General features: G+C 64.2%; 12 protein-coding genes. 5 read left to right on the forward strand and 7 right to left on the reverse strand.

What is annotated here, in order from left to right; all coding sequences use genetic code 11:
• Positions 1-103: 103 nt before the first annotated feature.
• The 3 genes from G9E11_RS17150 to G9E11_RS17160 all read left to right on the forward strand — a co-directional run bounded on the left by G9E11_RS17150 (position 104) and on the right by G9E11_RS17160 (position 6,287).
• Positions 104-3,190 (forward strand): FAD-binding and (Fe-S)-binding domain-containing protein, encoded by a 3,087-nt coding sequence (locus G9E11_RS17150; RefSeq protein WP_190607909.1) that lies wholly within the window; start codon positions 104-106, stop codon positions 3,188-3,190.
• The gene (locus tag G9E11_RS17155) at positions 3,187-4,680 is read left to right on the forward strand and encodes an NAD-dependent succinate-semialdehyde dehydrogenase (RefSeq protein ID WP_190607911.1); all 1,494 of its coding nucleotides are present in this window, start codon (positions 3,187-3,189) and stop codon (positions 4,678-4,680) included. The genes G9E11_RS17150 and G9E11_RS17155 overlap by 4 nt, the downstream gene beginning before the upstream one ends.
• Positions 4,681-4,871: 191 nt before the next feature.
• Entirely contained in the window at positions 4,872-6,287 is a 1,416-nt protein-coding gene (locus G9E11_RS17160) for an amidase (RefSeq protein WP_190607913.1), read from the forward strand.
• A 404-nt stretch (positions 6,288-6,691) separates the two neighbouring features.
• Here G9E11_RS17160 and G9E11_RS17165 read toward each other — a convergent pair whose 3' ends face one another.
• Positions 6,692-8,086, reverse strand: coding sequence for an MFS transporter (locus G9E11_RS17165; protein ID WP_203219259.1), 1,395 nt, complete (start codon positions 8,084-8,086; stop codon positions 6,692-6,694).
• Between the two features lie 183 nt (positions 8,087-8,269).
• Positions 8,270-8,923: a GntR family transcriptional regulator gene (locus tag G9E11_RS17170; RefSeq protein ID WP_190607915.1), complete on the reverse strand. Its 654-nt coding sequence runs from the start codon at positions 8,921-8,923 to the stop codon at positions 8,270-8,272.
• Between the two features lie 294 nt (positions 8,924-9,217).
• Here G9E11_RS17170 and G9E11_RS17175 point away from each other — a divergent pair, with 294 nt between their 5' ends.
• On the forward strand, positions 9,218-9,964 hold the full coding sequence (locus G9E11_RS17175) for a maleate cis-trans isomerase family protein (RefSeq protein ID WP_190607917.1): 747 nt from the start codon (positions 9,218-9,220) through the stop codon (positions 9,962-9,964).
• Positions 9,965-10,062: 98 nt separating this feature from the next.
• Here G9E11_RS17175 and G9E11_RS17180 read toward each other — a convergent pair whose 3' ends face one another.
• The gene (locus G9E11_RS17180) at positions 10,063-10,830 is read right to left on the reverse strand and encodes a maleate cis-trans isomerase family protein (RefSeq protein WP_190607919.1); all 768 of its coding nucleotides are present in this window, start codon (positions 10,828-10,830) and stop codon (positions 10,063-10,065) included.
• 44 nt (positions 10,831-10,874) lie between these two features.
• Between G9E11_RS17180 and G9E11_RS17185 the strand changes: the two genes are divergently transcribed.
• Positions 10,875-11,330 (forward strand): RidA family protein, encoded by a 456-nt coding sequence (locus G9E11_RS17185; protein WP_190607921.1) that lies wholly within the window; start codon positions 10,875-10,877, stop codon positions 11,328-11,330.
• Between the two features lie 75 nt (positions 11,331-11,405).
• On the opposite strand, the gene ehuA is transcribed toward G9E11_RS17185, so the two are convergent.
• Genes ehuA through ehuB form a run of 4 tightly spaced genes read right to left on the reverse strand, consistent with a single transcriptional unit; the run spans position 11,406 to position 14,478 of the window.
• A complete protein-coding gene (ehuA, locus tag G9E11_RS17190; RefSeq protein ID WP_194718284.1) occupies positions 11,406-12,221 on the reverse strand; it encodes an ectoine/hydroxyectoine ABC transporter ATP-binding protein EhuA in 816 nt (271 codons plus the stop codon).
• Positions 12,205-12,861 carry an ectoine/hydroxyectoine ABC transporter permease subunit EhuD gene (gene ehuD, locus G9E11_RS17195; protein WP_190607923.1) on the reverse strand — a complete coding sequence of 219 codons (657 nt, stop codon included), beginning with the start codon at positions 12,859-12,861 and terminating at the stop codon, positions 12,205-12,207. The genes ehuA and ehuD overlap by 17 nt, the downstream gene beginning before the upstream one ends.
• A complete protein-coding gene (gene ehuC, locus G9E11_RS17200; RefSeq protein ID WP_190607925.1) occupies positions 12,858-13,556 on the reverse strand; it encodes an ectoine/hydroxyectoine ABC transporter permease subunit EhuC in 699 nt (232 codons plus the stop codon). The genes ehuD and ehuC overlap by 4 nt, the downstream gene beginning before the upstream one ends.
• A gap of 28 nt (positions 13,557-13,584) precedes the next feature.
• Positions 13,585-14,478 carry an ectoine/hydroxyectoine ABC transporter substrate-binding protein EhuB gene (gene ehuB / locus G9E11_RS17205; RefSeq protein WP_190607928.1) on the reverse strand — a complete coding sequence of 298 codons (894 nt, stop codon included), beginning with the start codon at positions 14,476-14,478 and terminating at the stop codon, positions 13,585-13,587.
• Positions 14,479-14,503 lie beyond the last annotated feature (25 nt).

A 14,503-nucleotide genomic window follows, 5' to 3' on the forward strand; every position in this document is an offset into this window, starting at 1 on the left:
GTCGTCACCGCCGAGGAAATCACCCTCGGCCTCGAACGCTTCGAAACCGCCGTCGGCGCCGTCACCGGAGCCATCCCCGCCACCACAGGAGCCTGAGCACTCCATGATTGACGCCGCACATCCCCCAGCGACCCCGGCAACGGACGCCGGCAAGCAAGGCGGGGACACCGCGCAGCCTGCGGTCCTGACACGCCTGGCGTCGGCCGGCGTGGCAGCGGACAGTTCGCCGCGCCGCCTCGCCGAGTACTCCTACGACGCCTCCAACTACCGGGTGGCACCGCTGGCCGTGGTCTTCCCGCACACCGTCGAAGACGTCATCGCCACTGTTGCCGCCTGCCGCGAAACGGCTACGCCGCTCATCGGCCGCGGTGGCGGAACCTCCATGGCCGGGAATGCTATGGGTCCGGGCGTCGTCCTGGACTTTTCCCGGCACATGAACCGCATCCACAGCATCGATGAGGCCGCCGGCACGGTGGCCGTGGACCCGGGAGTCGTCCTCGCCGTCCTTTCCCGTGAAGTCGAGAAGGCAACGGGCCACCGCTATACATTTGCCCCGGACCCGTCCTCCAAGAACCGTGCTACCGTCGGCGGGTCACTCGGGAATGACGCCTGCGGCAATCACTCCGTCCGCTACGGCCGGACCTCTGATCACGTGGCAGAGATCGACGTCGTCACCTCCGACGGGGCCCGGCTCACGGCGACGGCCACCGGACTGCGCGCAACCGATCCCGCGGACGCGGCCTCCGAACAGCGCGCTGCCGTCCTCACGGTGCAGTTCAAGGAACTGGCCCACAACAACCTGGCCGGGTTCCGCACCGAGCTCGAACGCATCCAGCGCCAGGTCTCCGGCTACCATCTGGCCAACCTGTTGCCGGAAAAGGGCTTCAACGTCGCCCGCGCCCTGGCCGGCTCTGAAGGGACCTGCGCCGTCATCGTGGGCGCACGGATGAAGCTGGTCCCCAAACCTGCCAGCGCCCTGCTGGTCTGCCTGGGCTATGCGGATGTGGTGGACGCAGCCAAAGACATCGGGACCATCCTGGAGTTCTCCCCCGCTGCCGTGGAAGGCATCGACGAGGCGATCGTGGACACCATGCGCTTCCGCCGCGGGGACCGCTCCGTGCTTGGCCTGCCCGAGGGCAAGGCCTGGCTCTATGTCGACCTCGACGGCGACAACCCCGGCGAGGTTCAGGCCGAAGCGGACCGCCTGCTTGCCCGCCTGAAGGAAAACGGTCGGCTGGTGGACGGCCGCACAGTTCCGGACAGCATCGAGCGCGCATCCCTGTGGCGTGTGCGGGAGGACGGCGCCGGGCTCTCTGCACGGCTCTCCACCGGAGGTGAATCCTGGCCCGGCTGGGAGGACTCCGCCGTGGCACCCGAAAGGTTGGCCGACTACCTCTCCGACTTCCGCGAACTCCTCGTACGCCACGACCTCAAGGGTGTCATGTACGGCCACTTCGGTGCCGGCTGCATGCACATCCGCATCACGTACGACCTGCGCACCGAGGCAGGCCGGGACGTTTTCCGGAAGTTCACGCGCGAAGCCGCCGAACTGGTGGTCCGGCACGGCGGCTCGCTCTCCGGCGAGCACGGCGACGGCCGGGCCCGCTCGGAACTCCTGCCGATGATGTACTCGCCGGGCATGCTGGGGGCTTTCGGCGACTACCGCCGCATCTGGGACCCGGCAGGAATCCTGAATCCGGGATCGCTGACCGAGGCGGACGCGATGGACGCCAACCTTGCCCTCGACGGTGTTCCGCAGCGGCAGTGGCGGACCAGCTTCGATCTCCGCCCGCTCGGCTCCAGCGGCGGCTCGCTGGCCGAGACCGACTCCCCAGATACTTCTGCTGGCAGCGGCGCGGACCTTTGGGTCCATGCCGTCCAGAGCTGCATCGGCGTCGGCCGCTGCCGCACGGATGCCGGCGGCGTAATGTGCCCGAGCTACCGCGCCACTAAGGACGAAAAGGACTCAACCCGCGGCCGCTCGCGCGTGCTGCAGGACATGGTCCGGGGGGCCCGCACGGTGGAGGAAGGCTGGAAGTCGGAGGAGGTCCGCGAGGCGCTTGACCTCTGCCTCTCCTGCAAGGCCTGTTCCAGTGACTGCCCAACCGGCGTCGACATGGCCACCTACAAATCCGAGTTCTTCTCCCACTACTACGACGGCAAGCGGCGCCCGCTCTCGCACTACTCCCTGGGCTGGCTGCCGCGCTGGCTCAAGGTCACCGGGCGGATGGCGCCCCTGGTCAATGCTGTAATGTCCACGCCTATGGCTAAAGCAGCGTCCACATTGGGCGGGCTCACCACCAAGCGGGCACTGCCCCGCTTCGCTGGAGCCAGCGAGTGGCGCCGCGAGGTGGCTGCGGCCGGCGTCGGGCCTGTTCGCAAGCACCCCGACGGCGGCAGCGAGCCGGACGGCGACGGGGTGGTCCTGTTCGTGGACACCTTCACCCGCGGCTTCCGGCCGGAGGTCGCCGGAGCAGCGGCGCGCGTCCTGGCCGGCACCGGTTACACCACGGAATGTTCGGCGGACGCCTGTTGCGGCCTGACCTGGATTTCCACCGGCCAGCTGGATACGGCCAAGAAGCTGCTGGGCAACGCGGCCGTCGCGCTCGACGACGGAACGGACCGCCCAATCGTGGTGGTCGAACCCAGTTGCGCGGCTGCGCTGCGCAAGGACCTGCCCGAGTTGGTCCATACCGAGCAGGCACGAAGGGTCGCAGCCAGGGTTCGCAGCTTCGCGTCGCATATCGAAAGGCTCACCGAGTCGGGCTGGAAACCTGCTCCCGTGCAGCCGTTGCCGGATCAGGTGGTGCTACAGACGCACTGCCACGAATACTCCGTCTTCGGCGCCGGCGTGCAGCGCTCGGCGCTCGGCGCAGTGGGCGTCACCGACGTCGTCGATGCCACCGGCTGCTGTGGCGTTGCCGGAAACTTCGGCTTCGAAAAGGAGCACTTCGACGTCAGCATGCAGGTGGCCGAGCAGTCCCTGGCCCCTGCCCTGCGCCAGACGAAGGCGGACTCCGTGGTCCTCACCGACGGGTTCTCCTGCGCCATGCAGGTCCAACAGCTCGACAGTTCCAGGCCCGGCCGCCACCTGGCCCAACTTCTCGACCCCGGCGAACAGGCGGCACTCTCGCCCAGCGGAAGCAGCCGCCAGCCACTCCCTTCCACCCCAGAAAAGGATTACTCATGACCATTCAGGCAGCCACCAACTCCCGGACCTCGCAGAAGGCTCTGGACGCCGTCGCCAAGGTGAGCACCAACCTGTTCATCGACGGCGAATGGGCCGAGGCGACTTCCGGGGCCCGGTTCGACGTCATCAACCCGGCCACCGAGGAAGTCATCGCCACTGTGGCCGACGGCGGGCCCGAGGACGCGCGGCGGGCGATCGAAACCGCCGGCCGCGTGCAGAAGCAGTGGGCCAAGACCCCGCCCCGCGAGCGCAGCGAAATTCTGCGGCGCGCCTTCGACCTGATCATGGCCCGGCAGGACGAGCTGGCGCTCATCATGACCACCGAAATGGGCAAGCCGTTCGCCGAAGCCAAGGGCGAGGTGGCCTATGCGGCAGAATTCTTCCGCTGGTTCTCCGAGGAGGCCGTGCGCATCGGCGGCGACCTGACCACCACCGGTGACGGCAAGAACCGCATTCTCGTCTCGAAGGAGCCGGTGGGCCCCTGCGTGCTTGTGACGCCGTGGAACTTCCCGCTCGCCATGGGCACCCGCAAGATCGGCCCTGCCATCGCGGCCGGCTGCACCATGGTCTTCAAGCCCGCCAACCTCACGCCTCTGTCCTCCCTGGCGCTGGTGGACATCCTGGTCGAGGCCGGACTGCCCAAGGGTGTGCTGAACGTGGTCACCACCACCAAGGCATCCGAAGTGGTCACCCCCTGGATGGAGAGCGGCATCGCCCGCAAGGTCAGCTTTACCGGATCCACCGGAGTGGGTGTCCGGCTCCTGGAGCAGGCGGCAAAGAACGTCATGCGTTCCTCGATGGAACTCGGCGGAAACGCGCCCCTGATCGTGTTTGAGGATGCCGACCTCGACCGCGCCGTCCAAGGCGCCTTCGCAGCGAAGATGCGGAACATGGGCGAGGCCTGCACCGCCGCCAACCGTATCTTCGTCCAGCGCTCGGTGGCCGCCGACTTCTCGGCACGCCTCGCCAAGCGTCTTGGGGCACTCAAGGTGGGCGACGGCGCGGAGGAGGGTACCGACGTCGGGCCCTTGGTGGAAGCGAAGGCGCTGAACAAGGTCCAGGAACTGGTGGACGACGCCGTTGCCAAGGGTGCCACCGTGGTCTGCGGCGGTTCCCGCCCCGAGGGCAGCGGCTACTTCTACTCCCCCACGGTTCTTTCGGACGTCAGCCCGGACGCGGCACTGATGAGCGAGGAGATCTTCGGCCCGGTGGCCCCGGTCATTCCTTTCGACACTGAAGAGGAAGTGGTCCGGCTGGCCAACGACACCCCCTGGGGCCTGGCCAGCTACCTGTTCACCCAGGACCTGGACCGCGCCTTCCGCGTGGGCGAGGAACTGGAGGTCGGCATGGTGGGCCTGAACACCGGCATTGTCTCCAACCCCGCCGCTCCCTTCGGCGGCATCAAGGCCTCCGGTCTCGGCCGTGAAGGAGGCCGCGTTGGCCTGGATGAGTTCCTGGAGATCAAGTACATGGCCCTCCCCCGCCTCTAGGGCGCACCGCCGCACAGCAAAGACGTCTTCCTCCGGGAACAGGCCGGCGCCTGTTCCCGGAGTCGTTTTCTCCCTATAGTTAATGTCAACAATCCTACGAGCAGGTGTGCCCTTCTCGATGATGCAAGCCCCCGGCGCACTTAACCACCAGCAATTCTGGAACCCCAGCGGAACCAGCAGGAGGAACAAGAATGAGTGATCTTACCGATCTGACAGCAGTGGAGCTGTTGGCGGGATACCGGAACGGGACGGTCTCCCCCGTGGAGGCGACCCAGGCTGCCCTGGACTCCATTGAGGCGGAAAACGGCGACGTTAACGCCTTCGTCTCCGTCGAGGCAGAGAGTGCATTGGAGGAGGCCAGCGAATCCGAAGCCCGGTGGCGAAAGGGCGAACCCCTGGGCCCGGGCGATGGCGTCCCCACCTCCATCAAGGACATCTTTTACACGCGGGGCCGGCCCACGCTGCGTGGCACCCATCTGATCAACGCCGATGCGCCTTGGGATCAGGACGCGCCTTGCGTGGCGAGGCTGCGGGAAACAGGCGCCGTACTGATTGGAAAGACCACCACGCCGGAATTCGCCTGGAAGGGGGTGACCGACTCCCTTCGCCACGGCTCCACCGGCAATCCCCGGGCCCAGGGTCTGACATCGGGCGGGTCAAGCGGCGGCAGCGCCACAGCTGTGGGGCTGGGGATGGGCCCCTGGTCTGTGGGCACGGATGGCGGCGGCTCGGTGCGTATACCGGCCGCATTCACCGGAACGGTGGCCATCAAGCCCACTTACGGACTGGTTCCCATGTTCCCTGCCAGCCCGTTCGGAACCCTTGCCCATGCCGGGCCCATGACCCGGACCGTGGAAGACACCGCCCTGCTGCTGGATGTGATCACGGGCTTCGATTCGCGCGATTGGTCCGCCCTCCCGACGCCGGCAGGGTCCTTCCTGGACGGACTGGACGACGGCGTCAAGGGGATGCGTGTCGCCTTCTCCCCCACGCTGGGTTTCGGGATCAACGACCCGGAGATCGAGCGGCTGGCGCGGGCCGCAGTGGATGTGCTGGCGGACGCCGGCGCCGTCATCGAGGAAGTGGATCCCGGCATCGAGGATCCTGTGGAGGCTTTCCACGTTCTGTGGTTCGCTGGAGCCGCCAAGGTGCTTGAGGCATACGGCCCTGATGCCATCAACAAGGTGGATCCGGGGCTGCGCCGTTCTATCCAGGAACAGGGCGAGATCAGCGCCTCTGACTTCCTGGGTGCCACTGCAGTGCGCATGGACCTTGGCGTGAAGATGGGGCTGTTCCATGAGACCTACGACCTGCTCCTGACGCCCACCCTCCCCATCCCCGCCTTCCCGCGAGACCGGGACGCCCCGGAAGGCTGGCATTCCCCCAACTGGACCAGCTGGACTCCGTACACCTACCCGTTCAACATGACACAGCAGCCGGCGATCAGCGTTCCCTGCGGCTTCACTGAGGCCGGCCTCCCGGCGGGCCTGCAGATCGTCGGCCCTCGGCACGCCGACCGCAAGGTGCTTCGGGCCGCACAGACGTACGAAAAGGCGGCAGCCTGGGGTACGGAACGGCCTGCACGCCTCGCCGCCCACCACAGGTAGCCGCGCAACGCCCCTCCGCGAAGTTCACGAAGGGGGAAACAGGAAAGCAGAGGCGCCATTTTGCATATGGCGCCCCTGCTTTTTCCGTTTAAGGCCTAGTCTGACGGTTCTTAAGTCCAACCCGGCACGCTTCTCCCGATCTCCGGCCCATCGCCCTCGCCGTCCATCATATCCGGGGCTGACCCGCCGTCGGGAGCGACCCGTCTGGGTTGCAGGCCACCGCCGGGAGCTGACCCGCCTGGGTAGCCGGTCGCCGTCGGGCCCTTCCCATCCCGGGCATGCCCGGATCGACAGCGGGTCACCAGCACCCGTGAGCCGATGCTGGGCACGCCAAGAAGCCCGCGGCGGGCACCTGAACAGTCGCTTCAGGCGCCCACCGCGGGCTAAAACCGGTCTTGCTGGATTTATCGTCCCAACCCGCGCGGGATGGGGAGCTTCTTGATGCCCGGAATCTTCATGTTCCGCAGTGAGGCTCCTGCAGTCTCCGGCATTTTCCACACGGCGACCAGACCCACAAGGCAGGCGCCCATCATGTAGAAAGCCGGCATCAGAACGTTACCCGTGGAACTGACGAGGAGTTCGTTCATCATAGGAGCGGTCCCACCGAAGATTGCGGTGCTCACGTTGTAGGTGATTGCGAAGCCGGCGAACCGCACCTGCGTGGGAAACATGGCCGGGAAAGTTGCGGAGATTGTGGCCAGCTGCGGGAGGTACAGCAGGCCCAGGACAGCGAATCCGAGCATCGCGAACCAGAAGCCATTGGCCATGACCATATACATGGGGACGGCCATGACAAAAAGGCCAATAAGCGAGATGAACCACATCGGCTTTCGTCCAAGCTTGTCCGAGCGGGCTCCGGCCAACGGAATCATCAGCATCATGACAAGCTGGCCCACAAACATCAGCGTGAGCACCGTGTTGGCCCCCATGCCCACGGTCCCCTCCAGGTAGGTGGGCATGTAACTGAGCAGCGTGTAATTGACGACGTTCAGCGGAATGACCAGGCCGGCCACCACCAGCATGGGACGCCAGTAATGGCGTAGAAGGTCGCGGAGGGCAGTGCTGGTGGCCGGTTCCAGCTCTCCGCTGGCCTCAAGCTCACGGAAGACCGGAGTGTCTTCCAGCCGGTTACGCAGGTACATGCCGACAATACCGAGAGGCCCGGCGATAAGGAACGGCAACCGCCAGCCCCACTCGGTCATGGCCCCGTCGCCGAGCAGCAGGCTGCAGAGCAGAACGACGAGCGAACCGAGCGCGAACCCGCCCAGGGTGCCGAACTCCAGGAAACTTCCACAGAAGCCGCGCCTCTTATCCGGCGCGTATTCGGCCATGAAGGTCGCTGCGCCGCCGTACTCGCCTCCAGTTGAGAACCCCTGGACCATGCGCAGCAGGATCAGCAGGGCCGGGGCTATCCAGCCAGCCACAGACTGGGTCGGCAGCAGGCCGATGGCGAAGGTGGAGGCCGCCATCAGAATGATGGTCAGTGCGAGTACCCTCTTGCGCCCAACTCTGTCACCGAGAGGGCCCCAAAACAGCCCGCCGAGAGGCCGCACGAGGAAGGACAGCGCAAAAGTGGCCAGCGTCCAGACGGTTCCCATTGCTCCTTGGCCCGGGAAGAAGTTCGCTGCGATGTAGGTGGCGGCCACGGCGTAAACGCCGTAATCGAACCACTCAGTGGCGTTGCCCATTGCTGAGGCAGCGATGGCGCGGCGCAGAACCTTCTTGCCTGCTGGTGAGTTTTCCTCCGGAGTCACGAACCCTGCGCCGGAGCCAGCTCCAAGCGGTTGTGTTTCTGACATGTCAATCCTCGAGTGGTGGGAAATGTATCGCTCATCACACTACCGGACTGTCCCATTGTTGACAATAGGAGAAAACCATTGCATTTGCTGCTTGCGCCAGGCAAAGGGCGGGGAATGCGAAAAGGCCGCCAGACCATGGGTCTGACGGCCCTCAACGGACCTAGCTATGGATAAACGGGCACCCTATGGGATAAGCCGCATCAGCGCGTCATCCATGTGTTCAGCCAGTAGCTTCTCCGCGAGATCCGAGTCCCCGCGCGAGATCGCCTCTGCAATTCCCTTGTGCTCGGAGATGCGCTTGTCCGCCGTGTCGTAGGTGCTTTTGAGCGCATTAAGGCACATCTGCGTCTCCGTCAGAAGTGTGTCGTGCATCTTCTTAAGCCGCGGACTGCCTGCCAGCTCAACCAGGAGTGCATGAAAACGCATGTCAGCCTCGGTGATTGCCTGGCCGTCGGGCGTTGCGGCGGCAGCCTCCATCGCGCGGACGGCCTCCATAAGCTTGGCGGCACCGCCCTCCGGGTCCGTGCCGGCCACCCGATTGATGGCTGCAACCTCAACGGCCGATCGGGCCAGGTAGATGTCACGGAAGTCGTCCTGATCCATCGACACCACGAAGAGGCCGCGGTTCCGGTAACTTACCAGCAGGCCTTCCTGGGTGAGCCTCTGCATGGCTTCCCGCAGGGGTCCGCGGCTAACGCCCAGCTCTTTTGCAAGTTCCGCTTCACCCAGCTGGACGCCAGGGGCGAAGTCACCGCGGGCAATGGCATCGCGGATTTTCCTGGCGATGATGGCCGGAGTGGACTCCTGCACAACCGGGTCTAAGGCTCCCCTTTTCATGCTGTTTCCGTTCTTGCTTCCAGGAAATCGACTCCTGGCGACTGGTTCAAGTTTAAGGCGGCCCTGCGGACAGCCTATGTCTCATGGTTGACAATAGGCATTTTACTCTTCAACAAACACGCTCTTCGTCCAAGCCACGCATTCCATTAGGCCGCACCCTCGAACATGACTTAGAAGAACCGCCAGCATTCCGCCCCTCAGGGCCCTTCGATTGTCGACAATCCAACTGTATGCTATTTCCATGACACTGAACAGCCCCATGCCGTACCACGCGGCCCGTCGCAAAGGAGCGAAATGACAACTGTCGGAATGCTTTATCCCGGCCACAGCGCCGAGGACGAATACCCCTACCTGGAGTCAGTCTTGGGAGATGACATCCGTCTCCCGGTAGTGCATACCTCAGTCGGCGGTCCTGATGAGATTACTACGCACGAGGTGCAGGCACTCCTGGATCTGGGCAAGCCCGAGCGGCTGCTCTCGGGCGCCAGCGAGATTGCCCGGGAGCATGAAGCGGACGCCGTCATGTGGGCGTGCACCTCAGGCAGCTTTGTATTCGGCTGGGACGGCGCACACCAGCAGGCGCGGGAGATCCAGGACGCAATCAACGTTCCTACGTCTTCCACCTCACTGGCCTTCGCCGCAGCACTGCGCCACCTGGGCATCACAAAGGTTTCCATCTCCGCAACCTACCCCGACGATGTCTCCCGCCACTTTGTGGAACTGCTTGGCCACCAGGGCATCGAAGTCCTTGATATGGCTTCCCATGACATCGCCTCCGGAGAGGACGCCGGCGAACTTGACCACGACAGCGTGATTGAGCTGGCACTCAGCGCCAACGCTCCCGAGGCTGAGGCCGTCCTGATTCCGGACACCGCCCTGCACACGGTCCGCTGGATCAACGAACTGGAATCAGTACTCGGAAAGACAGTGCTAACGGCGAATCAGGTGACCGCCTGGTATGGACTGCAGCTCGCCGGCCGGACTGTGCACTCCGACCAGCTGGGCACGCTGTTCCGCCCTCTGCAGAAGACCGCCGCCTAATCCGACCACCACAGCGAACTAAAAAGACCTCCTGGCCGGCAAATATCCGACGGGCCAGGAGGTCTTTCTTTGTCTGGTTGCGTTTGAGAACTGGCTGGCTAGTTGACCCCGGCCTGGAGCAGGAGCTGGTCCGGACCTACGGCCTCACGGCCCATCAGCCGCAGCCCGCTCCATGCCGTGACCTGGTTGGCCGTGATCACCGGCTTCCCCAATTCGCGTTCCATGTGGGCAATGAGGTCATAGGTGGGCAGATTGGTGCAGCTTACGAAGACGGCCTCGGCCTCCGGGCGGTCCGCCTGGCGGATCAGCTCGCAGGTGGTGGCGTACGGGACCGTCCAGATGTCCCGGTCCAGCCCTAGCCCCTCGTGCGAGACCACTGACTTCCCCCCCTGCTCCAAAAATGACGCCAGCCGGTTTGTGAGCTCTGCGAGATAGGGTGTGGCGACCGCAACCCTGCTGACACCCAGGGCGTCCAAAGCCATCAACAGACCCTCCGAGGTAGTCACTGCTGCCGGCGCTCCCGCTTGGACCATCGCCGCCGAAAGTTTCCTGGCCCCCTCGACGCCGTGCACGAAGCTGCCGGACGTGCAGGCATATGTCACCACTGCCGGCCGGATGGCCACGAGGCTGCGGACGGCGTCCTGGATTTCCCCGTGGTCGCTGATCTCCTCAGCCATGTCCAGGCCTACGGGCTGGTCGTAATAGGGAGTCCGGGTAAAAACGAGGTTCACCCCGTCGGGCATCCAGCGCCACAACTCGTGGTCAAGGGCCATATCGAAGGGGCAGACGACGCCGATATCCTGCCAGGGTTGCGGACCCTGCGGATCCGCCGCGGGTGCCAGAGCGGGGTTAGGTATAAGTGTCATACGTCACTTTCTCATATTTGTTCGATTGTCTACAATGACTCGTTATGAATGAAAATAAAACTTCGGTCCGCGCGCTTCCCCCCACCCCCCAGCCCGCCGGGAACTACGTACCCGTCCGGGAAGCACACGGCGTCCTCTACACAGCCGGGCACACGTCGGCCGTGCAGGGAATGCTGGAACACCGCGGCCGCGTGGGCCAGGACCTGACAGTGGAGGAAGGACGATCGGCCGCGGCCACGGCCGTGCTGAACTGCTTGGCGTCCTTGGCTGCACAGGCCGGCGGCTTGGACCGCATCGAGGAGATTGTCTCGATGACCGGCTATGTCTGCGCCGGCAGCGACTTCACGGAGCATCCGCGGGTGATGGACGGCGCGTCCGAAGTGCTGGTTTCATACTTTGGTGACCGGGGGCGGCCGGTGCGTGCCGCCGTCGGGGTTTCCAGCCTGCCCGACGGCGCACCGGTTGAAATATCCCTACTGGCCACCATCCGCAGCGCATAAAAATCAAGCGCTGGCCCGGGCAGCATCGGCGTCACCGAGCAGCCCGGGCCAGCGCCGCAAAGTGTCAGGACCCTATCAGTGCTGCAGCACAGCCCGGAGGAAGGTCCGGGTCCGCTCCTGCTGCGGGTCCTTAAAGATCTGAGCAGGCGGTCCGCTCTCCACGGCGGCACCGTTATCGAACATCACCACGCGGTCTGAAATCTCCTCGGCGAACCGCATTTCGTGCGTCACCATCAGCATGGTCATGTCGGTGGTGTGGGCCAGGTTCCGGATCACGTTCAGCACCTCACCGATCAGTTCCGGATCCAGGGCCGAGGTGGGCTCGTCGAACAGCAGCACCTTCGGCCGCATGGCCAGTGCCCTGGCAATAGCCACGCGCTGCTGCTGACCCCCGGACATCTGGGGCGGGGTGTGGTTCATATGCTTCCCGAGCCCTACGAGATTGAGCAGGTCTGCGGCCCGCTCCCGCGCTTCGGCCTTGTTCATTCCCAGAACGTGCATCGGTGCCTCGATGATGTTTTCCATCGCGGTCATGTGCGGGAAGAGATTGAACTGCTGGAAAACCATGCCAATCTTCCGCCGCGTCTCGCGCAGCTGCCGGGTTTCGCGGACCTTCTGCCCTGCCGTGACATTCCACAGCACATCGCCGTCGACATTTACCAGCCCTTCAGTAGGGGTCTCAAGCGTCATGAGAATGCGCAAAATAGTGGTCTTGCCAGATCCGGAAGGGCCAATGATAGAGACTTTCTCACCAGGAGAAACCTCGAAGTTCAGCGACTTGAGGACGTGGTTTGATCCCCAGTTCTTGCTGACACTCTCGAAGCGGATAATCGCTTCCGGAGCCAGGGCAGTGCCCACGCTCAGGGGTTGGGGTTCAGTGCTGGGGCGCATAGCGCCTCTCCAATCTGTTTACGAGCCGGGAAGCCGGGTAGCTGACTGCAAGGAACAGCAGGGCGGCCATGGTGAGCGGTTCCAGGTAGCGGAAGTTTGAGCTGCCGATGGCCTGTGCCGTAGCCATGAGCTCCACGACGGTGATGGCGGACAGGACGGCCGAGTCCTTGAACATCTGGATGAGATAGTTGCCGAGCATGGGCACCACGGTGCGGATCGCCTGCGGAAGGATTATCCGCCCCCAAGTACGCGCACCGGGAAGGCTGAGCGCCGTTGCCGCCTCCCATTGGCCCTTGGGAACACCCTGGATTCCGCTGCGGTAGACCTCAGCCATGTATGCGCTGTAATTGATGCCGATGACCACCACGCCGGTGGTCAAAGCGTCGAAGCTGACTCCGTAGGCCGGCAGTACGAAAAAGGCGCAATAGGCCTGAACCAGCAGCGGCGTCCCGCGTACAAAAACCACAAGGAAGGAAACCACCGGCGAGAGGACCGGAATGGCAAGCCTTCGAAGGACGGCGAAGACCAACCCAAGGACGGCGGCGAGCAACGTGCCCAGCAGCGTGATTTGAACGGTGACGCCAAGTCCTTCCAGGAGCAGGGGAAAGACTGAAATAGCAAAGTTGTTATCCCAGATCATGCTGCACCTACCTTCATGAGACGGCTTTCCTTACGCTGGGCGACCAGGGCCTTGCGGTCCAGTGCGAAGCGCCGTTCCAACCATCCCGTCAGGAGCGTCAGCAGGTAGGACAGTACGAAGTACACCACCAAAATGGTGAGGAATATCGCCGTCGTCTGCCCTGTGGTGCTGCGGATCATCTGGGCGCTGAAGGTCAGATCTGCCACGGTGACCAGCGAAACCAGGGAGGTGTTCTTGAGCAGGTCAACCATGACGTTGCCAAAAGGGGGCAGCATGGCGGGAATTGACTGCGGGATGATGATCCTGCGCAGCCTGAGCGCCGGCTCCATTCCGAGGGCGATGCACGCCTCGGTCTGGCCCTTGGCTCGGCTCGCAATGGCGCCTCGCACCACTTCGGCCGCATAGGCGCCCTCGTTTAGCCCAAGAGCAAGGACCGCGGCGGTCACCGGATGAAGCTGGATCCCGAAGAACGGCAATGCAAAGAAGAGCCAAAACATCTGCACCAAAAGGGATGTACCCCGGAACACTTCGATGAAGATGCCGGCGGGCCAGCTCAGGAACCGGTGCCGGGACAGGCGTGCCAGCCCTGCCGCGAACGCGACCACCACACAAAGAGCACCGCTGAGCACCGTGACCAGGATGGTGGTCAGGAGGCCCTGCCACAGCAGCGGTGCATAGTCCATTACAGCCGACATACGCGACTCCTCTTCAGCGCGAGGCGCATCAGCCGGCGGTCTGGCATAGCTCCTGGGCAGTGACGCCCTCCACCACCGTCGCGTCAAATCCCCATTTAGTCAGGATCGCTGCAAACTCAGGCGTCTTCTTGAAGGCGGCGAGTTCCTCGTTGTAAGCCTCATGAAAGGCGGCGTCGGACTTGCGGAAGGCAGCCCCGGAGCCTGTCCGGGGCGCGTCGTGCACCGGCTTGGTGATGTCGAAGCTCGCGTCGTCCTTGGCCAAGGCTGTCAGAGACAGCGTGGGAAGCATGAAGGCATCGGCGCGGTTTGCTTTAAGCGCTTCGAGCCCGCTGCGCCCATCATTGATTTTGACCTGCTGGGAGGCAGGGACGTTGGCCGTCTTGAGTACACCTTCCTCAAAGCCGCCCGGCAGGACAGCTACTTTCAGCGATTTGTCGGCCAGGATGTCGGCCACGGTCAAGATCCCTTTCGGGTTGCCCTTCGGCGTAGCGAAGGACTCGGTGGACACGATGACGGGCTCCGAGTAGAGAACCTGTCCGCACCGGGACTCCTTCATGAAGAGGCCGGCCGCAATGACGTCCCAGCGGTTGGCATTTAGGCCGGGAATCATGGATTCGTAGGGCGTAATGACACCTTGGACATCATTGATGCCGAGGCGCTTGCACACGGCGCGCAGCACGTCCGGCTCGCAGCCGGTTACCTTTCCGTCCGCGCTGACCTGGGTGTACGGCGGCTCGTTCGCTATGCCCACTCGGATGAAACCCTGGGACTTCGCCGTCTCCAACAGGTTGCTCGAAGCGCCTGTCGCCGGGCCGCCCACGGGCACACTGGAGCAGCCCGTGGCCCAGCCCGCAACAGTGGCACCGAGTGCCGCCACCCCCGCGCCCCGCAGAAGGTTTCGCCGTGAAATGTTGACTGTCATATGAACTCCATCCGCCCGGACCAGC

The sequence above is a fragment of the Arthrobacter ipis genome (genome assembly GCF_014694315.1).
Classification (GTDB): domain Bacteria; phylum Actinomycetota; class Actinomycetes; order Actinomycetales; family Micrococcaceae; genus Arthrobacter; species Arthrobacter ipis.

Bases quoted from the DNA above. Each gene is read 5' to 3' on its own strand.
- G9E11_RS17150 (WP_190607909.1), top strand. From the start codon at position 104: ATGATTGACGCCGCACATCCCCCAGCGACCCCGGCAACGGACGCCGGC.
- G9E11_RS17155 (WP_190607911.1), top strand. From the start codon at position 3,187: ATGACCATTCAGGCAGCCACCAACTCCCGGACCTCGCAGAAGGCTCTG.
- G9E11_RS17160 (WP_190607913.1), top strand. From the start codon at position 4,872: ATGAGTGATCTTACCGATCTGACAGCAGTGGAGCTGTTGGCGGGATAC.
- G9E11_RS17165 (WP_203219259.1), bottom strand. From the start codon at position 8,086: ATGTCAGAAACACAACCGCTTGGAGCTGGCTCCGGCGCAGGGTTCGTG.
- G9E11_RS17170 (WP_190607915.1), bottom strand. From the start codon at position 8,923: ATGAAAAGGGGAGCCTTAGACCCGGTTGTGCAGGAGTCCACTCCGGCC.
- G9E11_RS17175 (WP_190607917.1), top strand. From the start codon at position 9,218: ATGACAACTGTCGGAATGCTTTATCCCGGCCACAGCGCCGAGGACGAA.
- G9E11_RS17180 (WP_190607919.1), bottom strand. From the start codon at position 10,830: ATGACACTTATACCTAACCCCGCTCTGGCACCCGCGGCGGATCCGCAG.
- G9E11_RS17185 (WP_190607921.1), top strand. From the start codon at position 10,875: ATGAATGAAAATAAAACTTCGGTCCGCGCGCTTCCCCCCACCCCCCAG.
- ehuA (WP_194718284.1), bottom strand. From the start codon at position 12,221: ATGCGCCCCAGCACTGAACCCCAACCCCTGAGCGTGGGCACTGCCCTG.
- ehuD (WP_190607923.1), bottom strand. From the start codon at position 12,861: ATGATCTGGGATAACAACTTTGCTATTTCAGTCTTTCCCCTGCTCCTG.
- ehuC (WP_190607925.1), bottom strand. From the start codon at position 13,556: ATGTCGGCTGTAATGGACTATGCACCGCTGCTGTGGCAGGGCCTCCTG.
- ehuB (WP_190607928.1), bottom strand. From the start codon at position 14,478: ATGACAGTCAACATTTCACGGCGAAACCTTCTGCGGGGCGCGGGGGTG.